The sequence below is a fragment of the Roseovarius sp. genome (assembly GCF_027019125.1).
GTDB lineage: Bacteria > Pseudomonadota > Alphaproteobacteria > Rhodobacterales > Rhodobacteraceae > Roseovarius.
The window spans coordinates 156,230-174,928 of record NZ_JALUXE010000002.1; the positions used below are offsets into that span (position 1 = coordinate 156,230).

Sequence of the window (18,699 nt, forward strand, 5' to 3'; positions counted from 1 at the left end):
CCGGGTCAGAGGCCTGTCACCGGCGTGGTGCCGGTGGGTTGGCCATCGGCATCAAGGGTGATGGCGGCGACCTTTTCCTCGGCCTCTTTCAGCTTTTCCTCGCAGCGTTTCTTGAGCTTGGCACCGCGCTCATAGAGCGTGATCGACTCGTCCAGCGCCACATCGCCCCGTTCCAGCCGCCCCACGACCTGCTCCAGCTCTTTCATCGCCTGTTCAAAGGTCATTTCGGAGGGGGGCGTTTCGGTCATCGGCTGGTCCTCTTGCGTGGTGTTTCACCGGCTAACATAGGGCGCTCTGGCGGGGGGTGCAATTCGGTTGACGCTGCCAAGCGGCTGAGGGACAGTTGGCCCATGTCAGAGCCTGCCGATCCCCTGCCCGACCTTGACGCGCTGGCGCGACTTGACGTGCGGTTGCGGGCTGTCGTGACGCGGCATCCCGAGGTGGCGGGGCTGGATCTGTCCGAGGTGCTGCGCATCGTGCCGGGCAAGCGCGCGGTTCTGGCGGGACGTCTGGATGGGCGCGCGGTGGTGGCGCGGCTGGTCGAGGAGCGCTGTGCCGCGGCACTGGCCAAGGAATGGGCCGAGTTGCAGCGCATCTGGCCACATATGCGAGAGGGGGCCTATCGCGTGGCGGAGCCCATCGCCTATCTGCCTGATGCCTTTCTGCTGGTCATGGAACGCGCGCCAGGTGATCCGCTCCTGGAGCATCTCTGGCATGCGGATGTGCCAAGCCGCGCGCAGCATTTGCGCCCGGCCGCGGAATGGCTGCGGCGCTATGTCGAGGTGAGCGAAGCCTGGCAAGGCGGCAATGCGCAAGGGTGGCTTGCCCGGGCCGCGCGCGCCTCGGCCACGCAGCCCTTTGGACGGTTGCGCCGCATCGAAGGCGGAATTCTCGTGCATCTGACCGAGATGGCGGCGGCGCTGGAGGGGGCCGAATGGCGCGAGGCGATCAGCCATGGCGATTTTCACCCCAACAACCTCATTCTGGGGGCGGACCGCCTGACCGGGATCGACACCGGCGGCTCTGGCCGGATGCCGGTGTGCAAGGATATCGCGCGCTTTCTGGTGCATATGGGGCGGCGCGGCATGATCCCGTCGGGGCGGCGCCATCTGGGCGTCGATGCCGAAGGACTGGAGGTCTTTGCCGACGTCTTCGCGCTGACCGATGTGGAGCGGCGTCTTTGGCTGCCGTTCTTTATCGGGATTGAGGCCCTGATCCGGGTTGAAACCCGCGCGCTCAAACCCAGCCGGATCAAGCGCGCGGAAGAGATGTATGGCCTCTTGCTGGAGGATCTTGCCTCGCTCTGACCCCGGTCAGTCAGCCTCGAGCAATGCCGCCTCAAGTTGCGCGATGCGCGCGTGAAGCGGGGCTGTCACATCCTCCAACTGATCCACGGTGAAGCGCGGCGTGATATGTTGCGGGCAGTTCCAGTCAAAGCCTTCGACAGTGATCAGGAACCCCCGCTCGATCCGGGCGCGGTAGTCGGGCATCTCCAGCCGCGCGAGAAGGTCTTCATCCTCCAGTCCCACCGCCCGCGCGCGGCCGAACAGTTTGAGCCGCCGACGGTTCGGATAATCCATGAAGAACAGCGACACCCGGTCATCGGTGCTGAGATTGCCGAGGCTGATATACTGGCGATTGCCGCGAAAATCGGCAAAGCCGAGGGTGCGGTCGTCCAGCACGCGCATGAACCCCGCCGGTCCGCCGCGATGCTGAATATAGGGCCAGCCGGTTTCCGTGACCGTTGCCATATAGACCGAGTCGCGCGCGGCGATGAACTCGGCCTCGATTGCGGACAGGTGCAGGTTGACCGGGTCTTCTGCCGCCTGCATCCGGGCATAGGCGGCACGACTGCCAAGATCCTCTTGCAGGCGCGTCACCGTGGGGGTGAAGGCAATCTCGGCGAAATGATGGGGCATGGCATCCTCTTGCGGTTACAGGCCAAGATCGGACAGGCCCGGGTGATCGGCGGGGCGCGGCCCTTGCGGCCAGTGGAACTTGCGATCAGCCTCCTTGATCGGCTGGTCATTGATGCTGGCAAAGCGCAGGCGCATCAGGCCGTTTTCGTCGAATTCCCAATTCTCGTTGCCATGGCTACGATACCAGTTGCCGGCATCATCGCGCCATTCGTAGGCAAAGCGCACGGCGATGCGGTTCTCGGCAAAGGCCCAGAGTTCCTTGATCAGCCGATAGTCGAGTTCGCGCGCCCATTTGCGGGTGAGAAAAGTGACGATCTCTTCGCGGCCCACGGGAAATTCGGCGCGGTTGCGCCAGCGGCTGTCCGGGGTATAGGCCAGTGAAACGCGGGCAGGGTCGCGGCTGTTCCAGCCATCCTCGGCCATGCGCACCTTTTGAATGGCGGTCTCGCGGGTGAAGGGTGGCAGCGGGGGGCGGGTGCTATCGGTCATGGTTGCTCCTGTGTTGTGAGGCATGGCGCGCGAACGCGCCATGCGCCTGGATGGGTCAGGCCGCCGCGTTCAACGCGACCTTGGGAAAGTCGATCTCGACCTGTGTGGCCTTGCCCAGAATATTGGTAAAGATGTTCATGGCCACATGGGTAATGATTTCGACGATTTCGGCGTCGGAATGACCAGCGGTGCGCAGGGCGGCGAACTCGGCCTGGCTGACCTGACCGGCATGTTCGACCAGGGCGCGGGCAAAGGTCAGCGCCGCCTCGGCCTTGGCATCGGCCGAGCGGCCAGCGCGATTGGCGAGGATTTCGGCATTGTCGAGGCCCACCTTGCGGCCAATCGCGGTATGGGCCGAGACGCAATACTGACAGGCGTTCTGCTCGGCCACGGCCAAAGCAATGCGTTCGCGCGTCAGGGGATCGAGCGCCCCTGCCCCGGCAATGCCGTGCAGCCCGAGAAAGGCCTGAAGCGCTGCGGGGCTGTTGGCCAGAACGCGGATAAAGTTGGGCACCATGCCAAGCGACGATTGCACGGCGTCCAGAAGGGCCTTGGCGTCGCCTGTGGCGGTTTGCGGGTCGATGACGGAAATACGGGCCATGGGGGTTGTCCTTGTGTTGTGTTGTGGGTGCGCAGGCGGTGTGCCGCGCTCGGGCATAAGATGGGGCATAATGTTGTTTGAAAGAATATTCGAAATGTGGAATGGTTTATTCCATATAGAGGAATAATAAATGAACCGGATGCATGAACTCGAGGTGCTTATCGCGGTGGCGGAGGCGGGCAGCTTTGCGGGTGCCGCGCGGCGTCTGCACCTGTCGCCGCCCGCCGTCACACGGGCGATTGCGGCGCTCGAGGATCGGCTGGGGACGCGGGTCTTTCAGCGCACCACGCGCAATGTCACCATCACCGACACGGGCGCGCGCTTTCTCGAAACCGCGCGGCGCGTGTTGAACGATCTTGAGACCGCTGAACGCGAGGCGATGGGCGAGACGACCGCGCCGCAGGGGCATCTGACGCTTACCGCGTCGGTGACGTTTGGCCGGTCCGCCCTTGCGCCGGTGGTGGGCGGATTTCTGGTCGCGCATCCGCGCGTATCGGTATCCGTGCTGTTGCTCGACCGTGTGGTCAATCTGGTCGAGGAAGGCGTGGACCTGGCCATTCGGATCGGCGAGTTGCCCGAGTCGCGACTGATTGCCAAACGGTTGGGCACGGTGCATCGCATCATGGTGGCCAGCCCCGCCTATCTGGAACAGGCGGGCGTGCCGCAGACGCCGGCGGACCTGCGCAACCATGCGATAATTGCCTTTACCGGGCTCATGCCCAATCGCGAATGGCGGCACCGGGCCGGGCCGCGCATCGCCAGCGTCGCCCTCAGCCCACGGCTCGAAATCAACGATGCGGTGGCGGCAATCGACGCCGCGATTCTGGGTCAGGGGATCACGCCGGCCCTGTCCTATATGGTCGCAGGCCATATACGCGCAGGCCGTCTGATACCTGTTTTACAGGACCACACCCTGCCGCCGCAGCCGGTGCATCTGGTTTACCCGGAGGCGCGGCTGATGGCCCCCAAGCTCCGCGCGTTTCTGGATTTCGCGGGTCCCCGCCTCAGATCCGCGCTTGAGGATTTGGCCGAAGGTGTCGAAGGCCCGCCGCCGCGGTGAGGATTACAGGAACTGGAAATCATCCACGGTCAGTTGAGATGCCGCGATGCCTTCGACGAGGATCGTATTGCCATTCACGGTCATCTGCGCGCCCGCCGCCGTGTCGACGATATTCATCGCCGCAACGAAACCCGCCAGACCGTTGCCGCCGTTGTTGATGTTCTCAACTCCGGTGTCGGGATCGAAGCGGCGGATGAAGAAGCGGTCGATGCCATCCTCGAAATCGGTGACGATATCCAGTTCGCCCTCGAAGAAGGAGGCGAAGACGAATTGATCCGCGCCGCTGCCGCCGGTGATCACATCGTTACCGGCCCCGCCATTGATCGTGTCATTGCCCGTGCCGCCGTCGATGGTGTCATTGCGCCCGCCACCGGCGAGGAAGTCGTTGCCGTCGCCGCCCGAGATGCTGTCGTCGCCTTCGCCGCCACCGACGCTATCGTTACCGGCACCCGCATCAATCGTGTCGCGCCCGGTGCCGCCGCCAATGTCGTCATTGCCCGCGCCCGCGTCGATACTGTCATTGGCAAAGCTGCCGGACATGCTGTCATTGCCGTCGCCGCCCGAAAGCGTGTCATTGTCCGCCCCGCCGGCGACCAGGTCATTCCCAGCACCGCCCGTGATGCTATCCGCGCCAAAACCGCCGCCGATGATGTCATCCCCATCGCCACCGTCGATGGTGTCATTCCCCAGACCACCACCGATGTTGTCGTGGCCGAGGCCGCCGGAGATCAGATCATTGCCGTCGGAGCCGGAAATGGAATCGTTGCCGCCGCCCCCATCCAGCGAGTCATTGCCGCGGCCGCCCGCAAGCCCGTCATTGCCCTGCCCCCCGATCAGAGTGTCGTTGTCATCGGAGCCAATAAGGGTATCCCCCCCCTCTGCCGCCGCAAGGAACACGCCGGGACGCCCGACGATTTCCTCGATCAGATCGCTGACCAGAACGGTTTGGTCCTCAAATTCGATTTGCTCGATACTGATCAGATCATCCACGCCCTCATTGGGCGAGGTGATGCGCAAGCCGGTCTCGGTCAGGGTGATCTGAAACTCGCTCCGCGCGCCAATCTCATATCTAGCCCTATCGAAACCCTCGCCGCCGTCCAGCAGATCATCGCCCTCGCCGCCGTTCAGCACGTCATTGCCATCCAGCCCTTGCAGGGTATCCTGCCCTTCTCCGCCTGTGAGAAAGTCAGGACCGCTGGTGCCGATCACGAGATCATCGACGGAGAGTTCCGACATCGTCGTGTTCGCGAACGCAGCCAGCGAAATAGGCTGGTTTGCGCTAAAAGGCCCTTGGGTCACCGGGTTACCTGCGACGATCGACGACACGTACTGCCGGAAAGACGCAAGATCCGTGGGCTGCGTCAGGGAAGAGTTGCCAAGCTGGAAGAAGTAATTGTCATTGGTCTCGAAATTGAAGAACGACAGCATAACGGCAGAGCCGGATGTGGTCGTCAGCAGGCCCAAAGACGGCTGATCAATCGGGCTAGCAGCCAGTCTCAGGTCAATGCCCTCAAGGCGCGCCACCTGAAAATCGCCGAGGTTGTTGATGATGACGTCCGGCACGTCTCCGGCGGTGGCGGGTTCTGCGAAGCGATAAGAGAATTGATCGGTCGGAACTGACAGCTCTAGCGACACTGTCCTGAAGTTTTCCGCGACAACCGAAATCGTGCCATTCGGCAACAAGAAAAAGTCATCAATACGCGCGGCAAAGCCGTTGACTGTAAAAAGATTCATGAACTCACCTAGCAAAGATCTCTTCGCTCGGTAGAGCCGAACACATCCAGTTTCAAGCACAGAGTACTCGGCCGCCGAGCGGTTCTTCGCCGGTCGGATCGACAGGGGCTAAGAGGCACGCTGAACGTGCCAGGGTATCTCTGCGCGACACTGTCAGAGGAACTGAAAATCCTCGAGCGTCAGCTGTGCCGCCGTGATGTCTTCGACAAGGATGACGTTACCATTCACGGTCATCTGCGCGCCTGCAACGGTGTCGATGATGTTCATCGCCGTCACAAACCCGGCCAGACCGTTGCCGCCGTTGTTGATGTTCTCAAACCCGGTGTCGGGATCAAAGCGGCGGATGAAGAAGCTGTCGATGCCATCCTCGAAATCGGTGATCACGTCTACCTCGCCCTCGGAGAAGGACGAGAACACGAATTGATCGGCGCCTGCACCGCCGTTCATGCGGTCATTGCCCGCGCCGCCATTGATCGTGTCATTACCCGCGCCGCCACTGATGACATCGTCGCGGCCACCTCCGGCGAGGAAATCATTACCGTCTTCGCCAAGGATGTTGTCATTTCCTTCGCCGCCCCCGACCCGGTCATCGCCCACGCCAGCGTTGATGGTATCCTTGCCCGCCCCGCCGCCGATGTCATCGTTGCCATCATTGCCGAAAATGAGGTCTGTGCCAAAGCTGCCCGACATGCTGTCATTGCCTGCGCCGCCCGAGAGGGTGTCGTCATCCGCGCCACCCCCGACCACGTCATTGCCCGCGCCGCCCGAGATGCTATCCTGACCAAAGCCACCGCCGATGGTGTCATTGCCATCTCCGCCGTCGATGCTGTCATCGCCCAGGCCACCGCCGATATTGTCGTGCCCAAGGCCGCCCAGCACGAAATCATCGCCGTCCGAGGCAGAGATACGGTCGTCGCCCGCTGCGCCATCGAGGCTATCATTTCCCTGACCGCCAGAGATCGTGTCATTGCCGGCTCCGCCGAGCAGCGTGTCGTTCTCATCCGTGCCGACCAGGGACTGTCCGGAGTCTTCACCGACCACGAAACCCCCGCCGAAATCGGGCAATCCGGTCAGCACCGCCGCTACGGAAACCGTCTGATCCGCGAATTCCATCCATTCCACGCCAATCAGATCGTCGATGCCAAGCGCGGAGGTCACACGCAATCCATTCGGGATAACGCTGAAGGTGACAGATGCCCTTGTAATGGTGTCGAAAACCGCGACGTCTTCGCCAATGTCGCCCCGGAGGAGATCATCGCCCAGCCCCCCGATCAGGCGGTCATCGCCTGCGCCGCCGTTCAACGTATCATCGCCCGCCCCGCCGTTCAGGATAAAGCGTGGACCATCCACCCGCGTATGGTGATCCTCTTCGCCGGGCACGTCGCCCAGGCTGAGCGGGTCATCGCCGACGGTCACGGTCACAACGCGGCGGGCCTGTCCCGGCGCGGCGGCGACGCCTTCGGTCACGGCCTCAAGGTTCATGTAGACCAGCGACCACGCCTGCATCGTGATGAGGAAGGCATCCAGCTCTTCGGCAGAAATGAGATCGAGGAACTCGGTTTCGATCACGACCTGTGCCGCCTTTTCGTCCTGTCCGCCTGCCCCGCCATCCCAGAGTTCGGAATAGGAGATCCGATAGAGGGTGGCGGAAGGATCGCGCACGGCGCTGAAATCGAGCGTCTTGTCGCTTGCCGTCCCGCTCAGGTCGGCAAGGATGAAAAACGAGTCCGGCCCGTTCTCGAAGCCGTGGATCGTGATATTGTCCGCTTCGAGGAAATCCAGAACTGGGGTCATGCCGATGGCCTGGTTCAAGAGCGCATAGGATTCACCGGCGATGGTCAGATGGCCGCGACAGCTGCAGACCAGGGTGACAGACCGGCTGTTGTTGAAGAGCGACGGCCAGTAATGCGCCGTGGTCACGTCATGCGTGACCATCTCGTAGAACATGGCCACATCCAGGATCGCGTGTTGCAGCCCGCGGTTATTGGCCTCGTTCACGTCGCCGATGCGGCTGACGTTCCATTCGGTGATGTAATAGTCGAGTTCAGGCAGTGTCGGGTCGCGGCCCGCGGCATTCATGCGAAAAAATTCGAGTTGGCTAAAGCCGAATTGTTCCTGCGTATCGACTGCACCAAGCCCACCGTCGAGGAAGTAATGTTCGCTGATGGCGTCGATGGCGTTGGATGCCTCGGATGTGTCGAATGTGAAGACGGTGCCATCGTCGGCCTGAACATAGACAGAGTCGTGCCCCAAGGCAGAGATAATCGCCGCGTTCTGCGTGCGCGCGCTGCCCTGCGACGGCACGGTGACTTCTGTAAGTTGGCTGAGCGGCGGAACACCGGCACCGCCGATTTTCCAAGGCTCGTAGACAAAATGCGTGAGCGGATCGACAAACAGCTGGCCGTCGCCATTGGGGGAGTAGACGCCAGCCGAGCTCAGGGTCTGGACCACGATATCGGGCTGACTGGCGCGAGAAATGCCCAGATTCAAAAGGGTATTTTCAACCGTTTGCGCGACAGCTGCGGCCAAGTTTCCGTATTCACGCGCAGCCATGCGCCCGGAGCCCCAGAATTCATTGCCGATTTCGAAGGCGTCGATCTGCACGCCGGCTTCCGCCGCTTCCGTTACCGCCATGGCAACGAAATCCGCGACGTCCTGAAGATACTCGACCGAGACCAGACGGTCGCCATAATTGCCCGCGAGAAGCGCCTCACCGGCGGATTGGCTGAAGCCCACGGCCGTTGGAATGACAAGGGTCGTGGACGTGCCAAGGCTGGCCGAGAAATCCAGGAAATCGGAAAAAGCGATCAGATCAAGCTCGCCGCTATTCTCGAATGACCCGACCGTGCGCTCGTGACTGCCGCCGGCGATATCGGAAATGTCGAAATGGCTCTCGGTAATCGAGCCCCCGGGAAACCGCAGAGAGGTGATTTTTGCTTCGGTGAACCTGTCGAGAACCTTGTCGCGCAGAGAGATATCCGTCGTGATTGTCAGATTGGTGCCAAACATGTCGGGGGTCACGACAGTGCCCGTGTTTTCATCTGTCTGATCGACAACGCGTATCATTCACATATCCTGAGACTATGAAACACAGGTCGAAAAACTCGCAAAAGTGAAACTCTAAAACAATAAAACTACCCATAGTTTAATTTTCCGAATTTTGAAAGCTATCCTTATGGGGTAGATCCATGGGAAATGCTGCAAATTGCGTGCAAAGCGCCTGCCAAAGCCGCGGGTAAAGAGAAATTTTTTGTATCCGTTTACCTTACCGCGCAGCAGACAAGCCCAAGCTGTTCAGGCAAAGCGCCGTACGGATCAGGAAAACCGCATCGCGAGAAGCGTTCAAACAGCTTCGGGCGGGATAGGTATGCTATTGTTTCAAAGGGGTTTCCTGCATGACCTCGGCCTTTTCCGGCTTATTGCGGGTATCCTGATTGTCGCGATACCGCGTTCGGGCATATTGCCGTGGGGCCAGAGCACCCCACCAGATTTCCTGCAAGAATGCGCGATCCCTCGCCACATTTGCCCCGCCCGCGACAATTTTAGTGTCGAAACGCCGCTGCTTAGGGATTAAGAGGGCGTCAAAATCTCGACGGAACACTCTTTTGCAAGAACGGACAGACAGCATGACCTCTTACGGACGCGGCAATCCCAGCCCCGAATATCTCGACATGGTGGCCATGTATGAGCGGCTGCATGAAGAGGGCGAAGCGGCGGCGGGCAAGTCCGGCACGCAGACTTTTCCGGGCAAGATGCTGATCCGCCATGCGCCGGGCATCAAGGAGATGATCGAACGCACGGGCGCTGCCGATATTCTGGATTACGGCGCGGGCAAGGGCGTGGGGTACGACCTGCGCGACGTGGCGCTGAGCAAGGACAAGGTGGTGCCCAGCATTCAGGACTATTGGGGCGTTGCCGATATCCGTTGCTATGATCCCGGCCACGAGCCCTTCAAGGAATTGCCGGACCGGCAATATGACGGGGTGATCTGCACCGATGTTCTCGAACATATCACCACGCCCGATGTCCCCTGGATCGTGGATGAGATGTTCGGCTATGCGCGCAAGTTTCTTTATGCCAATGTCGCCTGCTATCCGGCGGTCAAGGTGCTGCCCAACGGGCAGAATGTGCATTGCACCGTGAAGTCGCCGGAATGGTGGGCCGGTCTCTTTCATGCCATCGCCATGCGGCACACGGATGTCTCTTACCGGCTGATCACCTCGACCGCGACGGGGCGCAAGAAAAAGTTCGGCTTCGCCAAGAACCGCAAGAAAGAATACCAAACCGTGGAGCGGATGGCCTGATCCGCGCCTGCGCTGTCAGAGCCTGACGTGTCCCGAGTAGTGATGTCATGAAGTATCGCCCCGAAATTGACGGCCTGCGTGCCGTGGCCATCCTGCCTGTGGTGCTCTATCACGCCGGTCTCTCCTTGTTTCCCGGCGGGTTTGTCGGCGTCGATGTGTTCTTTGTCATCTCGGGCTATCTGATCACCTCGATCATTCTGGGCGAGCGCGCAGCGGGCAGCTTTACACTGGCTGGCTTTTACGGCCGCCGGATCCGGCGTATCTTTCCGGCGCTGTTCGTGATGATGGGGATCAGCTATCCCGTCGCCTGGGCGTTGCTTGATCCCTCGGCGATGGCCGAGTTTTCCGGCAGTATCGCCGCCTCGACCGTATTCTTCGCGAATGTCTACTTTCTGGAGGTGAGCGGCTATTTCGCGACCGCCGCAGAGTTCAAGCCGCTCTTGCACAACTGGAGCCTCTCGGTCGAAGAACAGTTCTACCTGCTGTTCCCGATGGCGGTTTTGCTGACATGGCGAGCCGGGGCAAAATGGCAGGGTCGCATTTTCCTGGCGGTGGCGCTCATCAGCCTTGGCCTCGCCCAGTGGCAGATCGCGCGGGGCAATGAGGCGCGCGCGTTCTTTCTGCTCTATGCGCGGTTGTGGGAATTGATGGTGGGCGTTCTCGTGGCCTACTGGCTGGCAACACCTCAAGGGGCCGCCCTGCGCGAGAGCGGTCGCTGGCGGCACGGCGCGCTCCTCGGGCTGGCGCTGATCCTCGGGGCAGTGTTTGCCTATGACACCGAAACGCCGTTTCCGGGTGTGGCCGCGCTTTTGCCCTGTGTTGGGGCGGCGCTGGTCATCGCCTGTGCCACGGGGCAGAGCACGACCGGCCGACTGCTGGGTTGGCGTCCGGTGGTCTTTGTGGGGCTGGTCAGCTATTCGCTCTATCTCTGGCACGTGCCGGCACTGGTTTTTACGCGGATCGGCACGGGGCGCGATGATCTCTGGCTGATGCTCGCTGCCTGTGCGGTGGCTTTTGCCCTCGCCGTGATCAGCTGGCGCTATGTAGAGCGGCCGTTCCGGCGCATGCACGCGTTGCCGCCCCTGCGTCTTTTCGGAACGGCGGCGGTGTGCATGGCCGTGCTGGGCGGACTTGGTCTATTGGGGCAGGAAACCGACGGGTATCGCGCGCATTACCTTGAGCACAGGCTCGATCCCGTGACACGCGCCAATTACGAACGGTTCAGCCCGACCGCCACCCGCTCGCGCGTGGCCGATGACGGCTGCCGCTTTCGCGATGAAGAGCTGAAAGAGGATTTCGGTGCGCGGTTGCAGGATTGCGCCGCGCAGCATGGGCCGGGGATTTTCGTCCTGGGCGACTCGCACGCCGAGAATGTCTATAACGCCCTGCGCAGCACCGAGCGGTTTCCGTTCCTGGTGGGCCTGACACGGGGGGGGTGCCGCCCCTATCAGTACAAGGCCAAATGTTCCTATGAGGCAGCGATTGAGTTCCTAGAGGCGCATCGTGATGCGGTGGCGCAGGTGGTTTTCCATGTCTCGGGGTCGCATTACATTCTCGATCATCGCAACGAGGGCGACAGTGACGCAGCCTTTGAGCCGGGCAGCGAGGCGCGCATCGCCGAAGAGAATATCACCCTCACCTCTGCCTATCTGGCACGGCTGCCTGAGGGGCTTGATGTGCTCTGGCTTGGCCCCTTTGCCGAGGCGCGGGTGGATCTGAGCAATCCCGGCAATTACAGCCCTGAGCGTCTACGCTTCAACCCTGTGTCATTGGCGCATTTTGACGTGTTGGAAGCGCGGATCGAAGCCGAAGCCGAAGCACAGAATGCTTATCGTTATGTTTCGCTGATCGACGCGCTCGATTTCGATCAGGACGCGCTTTTGCAGGGCGACTGCCTGACCTTCTGGGACGTGGATCATTTCAGCCCCTGCGGCGAGCATATCTTTGGCCCGACCATCGCGGATCTGGTGTTGGGCAAGGCTCCGCTGACGCAGTGACGCTTTTGATATGGCAAATTGGACGTAGAATGGGTATGCGACCCCCAAAACCGGTCACGGCGCACAGGTCTGTCGTGACACCGGCAGAAAAGGCCCAAAACCATGCGTGACACCCTCCGTCTTCTTCGTGCCTCCTTTCCCGAGGCCAGCAAGGTCGTCTGGCGCAAGGCCAGCCGACGCCTGCTCAAGCTCAAGATGGACATGACGGGAGCGGATCAGCAGACGCGCATCCGCGCCGAACGCCAGATGCGCGGGCGCGAGCAATTCGCCAGCCTGCAACGCGCCGATGCGGTGGTCGTGTCCTTTGGCAAGAGCGGGCGCACATGGCTGAGGGTCATGATCTCGCGGCTCTATCAACAGGTCTATGATCTGCCCGAGGATATTCTCATCGGCTTTGACAATTTCCACAACATGGACCGCCGCGCGCCACGCCTGTTCTTTACCCATGACAATTACATCGGCGATTTCACCGGAAACACCGACAACAAAGCGGATTTCTACGACAAGAAGGTGCTCTTGATGATGCGCGACCCGCGCGATGTCGCGGTGTCGCAATTCTTTCAATGGCGCTATCGCATGCCGTCGGAAAAGAAACTGCTCAACGAATACCCGGCCCATGACGAAGATACGCCGATTTACGACTTTGTGCTGCACGAGGGCGGTGGCCTGCCCAAGATCATCGACTTCATGAACCTCTGGGCGCGGGAAATGGACAAGATGCGCGCGCTCTGCCTCATCCGCTATGAGGACATGCGCGCCAATCCCCACACGGTGCTGACCGAGGTCGCACAGTTTCTCGAAATTCCCGCCGATGCCGCCGTGATCCAGGAGGCCGTGGAGTATGCGGATTTCGAGAATATGAAGAAGAAAGAGGCCGACAGCGGATTCCGTCTGAGTGGCGCGCGCGTCGCCCCCGGAGACAAGAGCAACCCGGACAGCTACAAGACCCGGCGCGCCAAGGTGGGCGGCTACCGCGATTATTTCGACGACGCGCAAGTTGCGGTGATCGACGCGCTGGTCGAGGCGCGGCTTGATCCCGTCTATCGCTACGGCGCGTCCGCCAAACCGGATAGCGCGGGTTAAATGCACCAGCCTGACGCAACGCCCCGCATCTGGCGGGTTCTGGGCGACAAGCGCGGCGATAATGCCCAGGTCGAGATCGTGGCCGAGGCGCTGGCGCGCGAACGCGGCTGGGTGTCGGAACTGCGGCATCTCGAAATGCTGCCGAAATTCGTCGTGGGCAAACCGCGCGTGGGCCCGACGCTCTATCATATCGACCAGAGCCTGAGTGATCCGATCGAGCCGCCATGGCCCGATCTGATCCTGACGCGGGGCCGTCGCCCGGCCAATGTCGCGCTCTGGATCAAGAAGCAATCGGGCGGGCGGACGCGGATCGTCCTTGTGGGCAAGCCTGCGGGCTGGTTCTCGCATCAGATGGCGCAGTTCGACCTGATCGTGACCAGCGCGGAAACCCTGCCCGCGCCGTTTGACAATGTGATGCAGATCGATCTGCCCTTGATGAAGATCAGCCCCGAGCGGCTGGAGGCGGGGCGCAAGGCCTGGCAGGCACGGCTGGATGCCCTGCCCCGGCCCTTGGTTGTGTTCCTGATCGGTGGGCCAACCAGCCCCTTTGTCTATAACGCCGAGATGGAGGCGCAGGTGCGCGCCCGTATGGCGCAGGTGCTGGCGACGGGCGGCACGCCCTATATCGTGGGGTCGCGCCGCACGCCCAAGGGATTTCTCGACCGCGTGACGGCCGGTCTGCCCGAGGGGGTGCAGCGCTTTGACTGGGGTCAGTCCGACGACGATAACCCCTATACCGGCCTTCTGGCGCTGGCGGATCGTTTCGTCGTGACAGGCGACAGCATTTCGATGCTGGTCGAGGTGGCGCGACTGGGCAAGGCGCTGGAAATCGTGGCCCTGCCCTATGGTCCCTTGGGCAAATTCGACGATGCACGACGACGGGCGGCCGCGTGGATGTTTCAGAACCGCCGCAACGCGGGGCTGGCCGAGCGCCTGCGCCTTGCCCTGGCGCGCGGGCTCTATCACATGCGGATGTTGCAACAGACCCGGCATTTCCCCCGGTTTCACCAGATCCTGATTGATCGCGGTCTGGCGACATGGATGGGCGAAAGCGAGACTGCCGGCAGGGGCGAGCGTCCGGCGCTGTCGGCCACGGATGCCGATGTCGCGCGTATCCTTGCGCGGATTGATCCGCTCTTGTCGGGGCGCTGACATGGGCAACACCGGCGGCGCGACCCGCATCTGCATGATCAGCAATCCAACCAGCGGCAACAACCGCAAATGGCAGGCACGCATCGTTGCGCGGCTGGCCGCTTATCCGCAGGTTGCGCATCACGTCACCCGCTCGCCGCATGAGGCCGAAGCGCTGGTTCCGCAACTGGCAGCGTCCTGCCCGGATGTGGTGGTGATCAATGGCGGCGATGGCACGATTGCCGCAGCTTTGGGCATGATACTGCGCCACTGGGCGCAGGGCCAGCTACCGCTCATCGTGCTTTTGCCCGGTGGCACCGCCAATATGACGGCGGGGGATATCGGGGTTGCGTCGTCGCACAAACAGGCGCTCAAGCGCTTTTTCCGCTGGCTGGATCGCGGCGCGCCGCTGACCGGGGATATTCGCACGCGCCACATCATGCGGGTCACCGGGGCGGCCGATGGCCATGTCCGCCACGGGATGTTTCTGGGCACGGGCGCAATCATGCAGGCCACCCGCTTTGCCCACAAGAATGTACATTCGCGCGGGCTGGGCGGCGAGCTGAGCCTTGGTATGGTGTTGGTTCGGTCGGTCTGGGGACTGATCCGGCAAGACCCGAGATTCTACCAACCGACCCATGTTGCGATGGCGGTGCAGAATGGATCAGGGGCGGATGCTTCACGCGACAAGGCGCCGATGCTGATCCTTGTGGCCAGCACGCTGGGGCGGCTTTTTCTGGGTATTCGACCGTTTTGGGCCAAAGGCGAGGAACCCATCGGCCTGACCGCGATTCAAGGCGGCGCACGGCGCTTTGCCCGCGCCTTTCCCTCGGTGTTGCGCGGGCGTCCCAACCGCCATGTCACGGTCGAGAACGGCTATGAGAGCTTTGGTGGGGCGCGGATCGAACTGCGCTTTGAGGGCGAATTGAACCTGGATGGCGAGTTATTCGCCACCGCCGGGGGCGATGTGCCGCTGGTGATCGAGGCGGAAGGGCCGATCCGCTTTCTGCGCGCAAAATAGCGCAGGCTGTTGGCGCGGGCATCCCGCGCGTATAAAAACACGGCCAAGACCCGACATGAGGCAAGAACTCGATGACCGCCGCGCAGTATCCCACACCGGACGGCCCCACGCTGGAAAGCTCTGCGCCGCTCCGGGCGTTGATGGACGCGCTTAGCGCCCGGTTCGGCGAGGGGTTGCAGGCGGTGATCCTCTATGGATCGTGCCTGCGCAGCACCGATCTGCTTGACGGGCTGGTCGATTTCTATGTTCTGGTCGAGAGCACGCCAAGGGCCGAACCAAGGCTGTGGTTGCGTCTGGCCGGGCGCATCTTGCCCCCCAATGTCTATTATCTTGAGACCCCGGTGGGCGCAGAAACGGTGCGCTGCAAATATGCCGTCCTCAGCCTGCGGCAGTTTGAACGCGGTGCCGGACCCGGCTGGTTTCAATCCTATCTCTGGGGGCGCTTTGCGCAGCCGGTCAAACCCGTCTGGTGCCAGTCAACGGACGTGGAGCATCGGTTGCACGCCGCTTTTTTCCGGTCGGGCGAAACGCTCTTGCGCCGCGCCCTGCCCGCCCTGCCGCCCGAGGGGTCGCTTGATGAACTATGGCAGGGGGCGCTGGCGCTGAGCTATGCCACAGAACTGCGCGCCGAAAGGCAAGGCCGCGCGGCGGAACTGGCAGGCCATGGGCGCGCATTCTATGCGGCGATGACGCAGGCGCTCTTGCCGCGCATGGGCGATGTTCTGCGCCTTGAAACACGCGCCGATGGCAGCCTGACCTATCACGGCACGGTTACAGCCCGCGCACGTCGTTTGGCCCCCGCGCTCTGGGCGCTGCGGCGGGTGCAAGGCAAGGCGTTGTCGGTGGCACGGCTCATCAAGGGCTTGTTCACCTTCGAGGGCGGATTGGATTATCTTGCGTGGAAGCTCTCGCGCCATTCGGGTCAGGTGGTGGAAATCCCGGACAAGGTGCGCCGCCGCCCGCTGATCCACATCTGGGGCTTCATGCGTCATCTCTACCGCAGGGGTGTGTTCCGTTAGGGCCGCCCACCTTGGGCGAGAACCCGCGTATCGCGATCATCTTGCGTTACAAACGTGTAAGATTGGGGCTATTCTCTGATCCAGATCAATACACGACAGTTTTTATTGTGTTTCTGGACATGGCGTCTCTGCAAATTCTGCTGTATAGAGCCGCTCAGAACAAAAACCGAGGTTGCGGATCACTCATCATGAAACACGCTGTATTCATCCAGACGAACCACAAGCAGATTGTCGGCGCCATCGTCGCTGAACACGCGCTGCGTCGCTACTCCACAAACAATGACAAGTTCGAGGTGCATATCGTCAACAGCCGCGATTACCCCTTCTTCCTTGCCCGTGAAGGTCAGGAATACATGCGCGACGGCGTCAAGCGGGTCTGGCTGAACGAGGATTTGCAATCCTTCACCCCCACCCGTTTCATGCCCCCGGAGCTCATGGGCTATGAGGGCCGCGCCGTGGTTATCGACCCCGATGTGTTTGCCTGCTCTGACATCTGGGAATTGCTGAACCGCGACATGAAGGGCAAGGCGATCATGGCGCGCATGCGCTCTGGCACCAAGGGTCTGATCGACAAGGCCTATGCCAGCTCGGTGATGCTGCTCGACTGTGCGCAGCTCAAGCATTGGAAGGTCGAAGAGCAGTTCAACGCGATGTTCGACGGCGACCACGACTATTCCCGCTGGATCGGTCTGCGCAACGAGGATCCGAACACGATCGAGTTCATCGAGAACGAGTGGAACGACTTTGACAAGTTCACCACCGAAACCAAGATGCTGCACACGACCCGCCGCAAGACCCAGCCGTGGAAAACCGGCCTGCCGGTGGATTGGCGCCCCGCAGAGCGTTTCCGCCTGTTCCCGCCAGCCGCATGGGTGCTGCGCCTGCGCCGCAAGATTTTCGGCGAATATGGCCTCATGGGCAATTACAAGGAGCATCCGGACAAGAACCAGGAAAACTTCTTCTGGGGTCTGGTCAAGGAATGCGTGGAGCAAGGCAAGCTGACCGAAGAGTTCCTGCGCAAGGAAATGGAAGAGAACCACGTGCGCCACGATGCGCTCGAGGTGATCGCGCGCGTGCCGAGCCTGCCGCCCGCACCGGCGCATCCGCTCAGCACCGGCAATCTGGCCAAGGCCGCCTAAGCGCCTGGACGTTCAAAACAACGCGCGGATACGTTCCGCCGCAATCTGCGCTCCGACCGAAGGGTCGGGGCGCATTTTCTTTGCCCAAGTCTCGCCTGCGGCGATCAAGGCGGGGGCCTCGTCCAGCCAGCGCGCCTGCCCCGCCTGCACCAGCGCCTGCTGGATACGCGATACATCCCGCCGCATCCGGCGCGGGGCAAGGCGCATGGCAAGCGCGTGGCTGAGCGGCTTGGGTCGGAAATTGTGCCTGTGTGACCACCAGGCCCCCGGTTCGTCGCCCGGATCAAAGACATAGAGTGGCCGCCCCAGGCTGGAGGCCTCGGCCAGCATCGACATGCTCTCGCCGGTGACGACGAAACGATCCGCAAGGCCCAGATAGGCGGCGTAGGGATTGGGCGCGGCCGGGTCGCGGTCATGCCACCAATAGCATTTGGCCGGCACATCCAGCGTGGCGCTGACAGCCTCGGCCACGGCACGCGGGGTGCGGGGGCTGCCGCTCACGAGCGCAGTGCCGCCCGTCTGCTGTACAAGGCGGTTGATCCCTTGCGCTAAAAGCCGCCCCTTTTCGGGGGTAAAGACGAAGGGGCCGCTGTCCCCGCCGATGAGCACGCTGGTGTAGGGGCGCGGCAGATGGGCGAGCGCCGGGGCCGCCTCTTGCGCCGCCTGATCCACACCTGCGCGGGTGAATTGGTGCAAGGGCAGCGGATTGATCAGGACATTTGGGCCGGGCGTGAGAAAATACTGCGGCGTGCTGACGATCAGATCGTAACTGTCCAGAGGGGCCCAGGGGCGCCCCATATGCACCAGCCTTGTGTGCCCGCCCGACTGCCGCTTGATCCAGCGTGCCACAGGCTCGTTCCGCCGTCCTGCGCTGATCACGAGATCGGGCCAGGGCGGGCCGAGCGGGCTGGATGCCTGCCGGTCAATGCCCAAGAGCGTGACCCGCAACATCAGATGCGGCAAGAGTTCCCATCCGCGCGCAAGAATGGTTTTCCGCTCCATCGGCCAACCCAGTTCATCGGCCAGGGCCAAGACCTGCGTGTTATCGCCTGCCTTGCGGCCCAGGAGGCACCAGACCCTTGGCTCTTGCGTTGTGTTGCGACGCGGCAAACGTCTCTCTCCTGCTGCTCTGGTCGGGCGCGGAATCACGCCCGATGCGTTCCGGGACAAAATTACCGATACAAAGACCGAGCGATACCCTC

16 protein-coding genes are annotated in these 18,699 nt (G+C 62.0%); 9 read left to right on the forward strand and 7 right to left on the reverse strand.

The features are described from left to right. Positions 1-5 precede the first annotated feature (5 nt). Positions 6-248 (reverse strand): exodeoxyribonuclease VII small subunit, encoded by a 243-nt coding sequence (locus MVC20_RS00975; protein ID WP_297537577.1) that lies wholly within the window; start codon positions 246-248, stop codon positions 6-8. Between the two features lie 102 nt (positions 249-350). Between MVC20_RS00975 and MVC20_RS00980 the strand changes: the two genes are divergently transcribed. Beyond that, positions 351-1,307, forward strand: a complete 957-nt coding sequence (locus MVC20_RS00980) for a phosphotransferase (RefSeq protein ID WP_297537579.1) — start codon at positions 351-353, stop codon at positions 1,305-1,307. A gap of 6 nt (positions 1,308-1,313) precedes the next feature. Here MVC20_RS00980 and MVC20_RS00985 read toward each other — a convergent pair whose 3' ends face one another. The 3 genes from MVC20_RS00985 to MVC20_RS00995 are packed head-to-tail and all read right to left on the reverse strand — an operon-like array spanning position 1,314 to position 3,009. Next, the gene (locus tag MVC20_RS00985) at positions 1,314-1,919 is read right to left on the reverse strand and encodes a pyridoxamine 5'-phosphate oxidase family protein (RefSeq protein ID WP_297537581.1); all 606 of its coding nucleotides are present in this window, start codon (positions 1,917-1,919) and stop codon (positions 1,314-1,316) included. 15 nt (positions 1,920-1,934) lie between these two features. Further along, positions 1,935-2,408 carry a nuclear transport factor 2 family protein gene (locus tag MVC20_RS00990; protein WP_297537583.1) on the reverse strand — a complete coding sequence of 158 codons (474 nt, stop codon included), beginning with the start codon at positions 2,406-2,408 and terminating at the stop codon, positions 1,935-1,937. A gap of 55 nt (positions 2,409-2,463) precedes the next feature. Next, complete coding sequence (locus MVC20_RS00995) at positions 2,464-3,009, reverse strand: peroxidase-related enzyme (RefSeq protein WP_297537585.1); 546 nt, start codon at positions 3,007-3,009, stop codon at positions 2,464-2,466. Positions 3,010-3,139: 130 nt separating this feature from the next. On the opposite strand from MVC20_RS00995, the gene MVC20_RS01000 reads away from it, so the two are divergent. Beyond that, the gene (locus tag MVC20_RS01000) at positions 3,140-4,069 is read left to right on the forward strand and encodes a LysR family transcriptional regulator (protein ID WP_297537586.1); all 930 of its coding nucleotides are present in this window, start codon (positions 3,140-3,142) and stop codon (positions 4,067-4,069) included. A 3-nt stretch (positions 4,070-4,072) separates the two neighbouring features. Here MVC20_RS01000 and MVC20_RS01005 read toward each other — a convergent pair whose 3' ends face one another. Further along, on the reverse strand, positions 4,073-5,803 hold the full coding sequence (locus tag MVC20_RS01005) for a calcium-binding protein (protein WP_297537588.1): 1,731 nt from the start codon (positions 5,801-5,803) through the stop codon (positions 4,073-4,075). A 153-nt stretch (positions 5,804-5,956) separates the two neighbouring features. After that, positions 5,957-8,869: a calcium-binding protein gene (locus MVC20_RS01010; protein ID WP_297537590.1), complete on the reverse strand. Its 2,913-nt coding sequence runs from the start codon at positions 8,867-8,869 to the stop codon at positions 5,957-5,959. A gap of 560 nt (positions 8,870-9,429) precedes the next feature. Between MVC20_RS01010 and MVC20_RS01015 the strand changes: the two genes are divergently transcribed. The 7 genes from MVC20_RS01015 (at position 9,430) to MVC20_RS01045 (ending at position 17,497) form a co-directional block, all read left to right on the forward strand. Then, complete coding sequence (locus MVC20_RS01015) at positions 9,430-10,107, forward strand: class I SAM-dependent methyltransferase (RefSeq protein ID WP_297537592.1); 678 nt, start codon at positions 9,430-9,432, stop codon at positions 10,105-10,107. Positions 10,108-10,154: 47 nt separating this feature from the next. Continuing rightward, entirely contained in the window at positions 10,155-12,104 is a 1,950-nt protein-coding gene (locus MVC20_RS01020) for an acyltransferase family protein (protein ID WP_297537594.1), read from the forward strand. Positions 12,105-12,206: 102 nt separating this feature from the next. Next, the gene (locus tag MVC20_RS01025; protein WP_297537596.1) at positions 12,207-13,187 is read left to right on the forward strand and encodes a sulfotransferase domain-containing protein; all 981 of its coding nucleotides are present in this window, start codon (positions 12,207-12,209) and stop codon (positions 13,185-13,187) included. Beyond that, on the forward strand, positions 13,188-14,339 hold the full coding sequence (locus MVC20_RS01030) for an ELM1/GtrOC1 family putative glycosyltransferase (protein WP_297537598.1): 1,152 nt from the start codon (positions 13,188-13,190) through the stop codon (positions 14,337-14,339). 1 nt (position 14,340) lies between these two features. Continuing rightward, entirely contained in the window at positions 14,341-15,339 is a 999-nt protein-coding gene (locus MVC20_RS01035) for a diacylglycerol kinase family protein (RefSeq protein ID WP_297537600.1), read from the forward strand. 71 nt (positions 15,340-15,410) lie between these two features. After that, a complete protein-coding gene (locus MVC20_RS01040) occupies positions 15,411-16,358 on the forward strand; it encodes a hypothetical protein (RefSeq protein WP_297537602.1) in 948 nt (315 codons plus the stop codon). Between the two features lie 188 nt (positions 16,359-16,546). After that, on the forward strand, positions 16,547-17,497 hold the full coding sequence (locus MVC20_RS01045) for a hypothetical protein (RefSeq protein ID WP_297537604.1): 951 nt from the start codon (positions 16,547-16,549) through the stop codon (positions 17,495-17,497). A 12-nt stretch (positions 17,498-17,509) separates the two neighbouring features. Here the strand turns inward: MVC20_RS01045 and MVC20_RS01050 are convergent, their stop codons facing one another. After that, positions 17,510-18,607, reverse strand: coding sequence for an ELM1/GtrOC1 family putative glycosyltransferase (locus MVC20_RS01050; protein WP_297537606.1), 1,098 nt, complete (start codon positions 18,605-18,607; stop codon positions 17,510-17,512). Between the last annotated feature and the right edge of the window lie 92 nt (positions 18,608-18,699).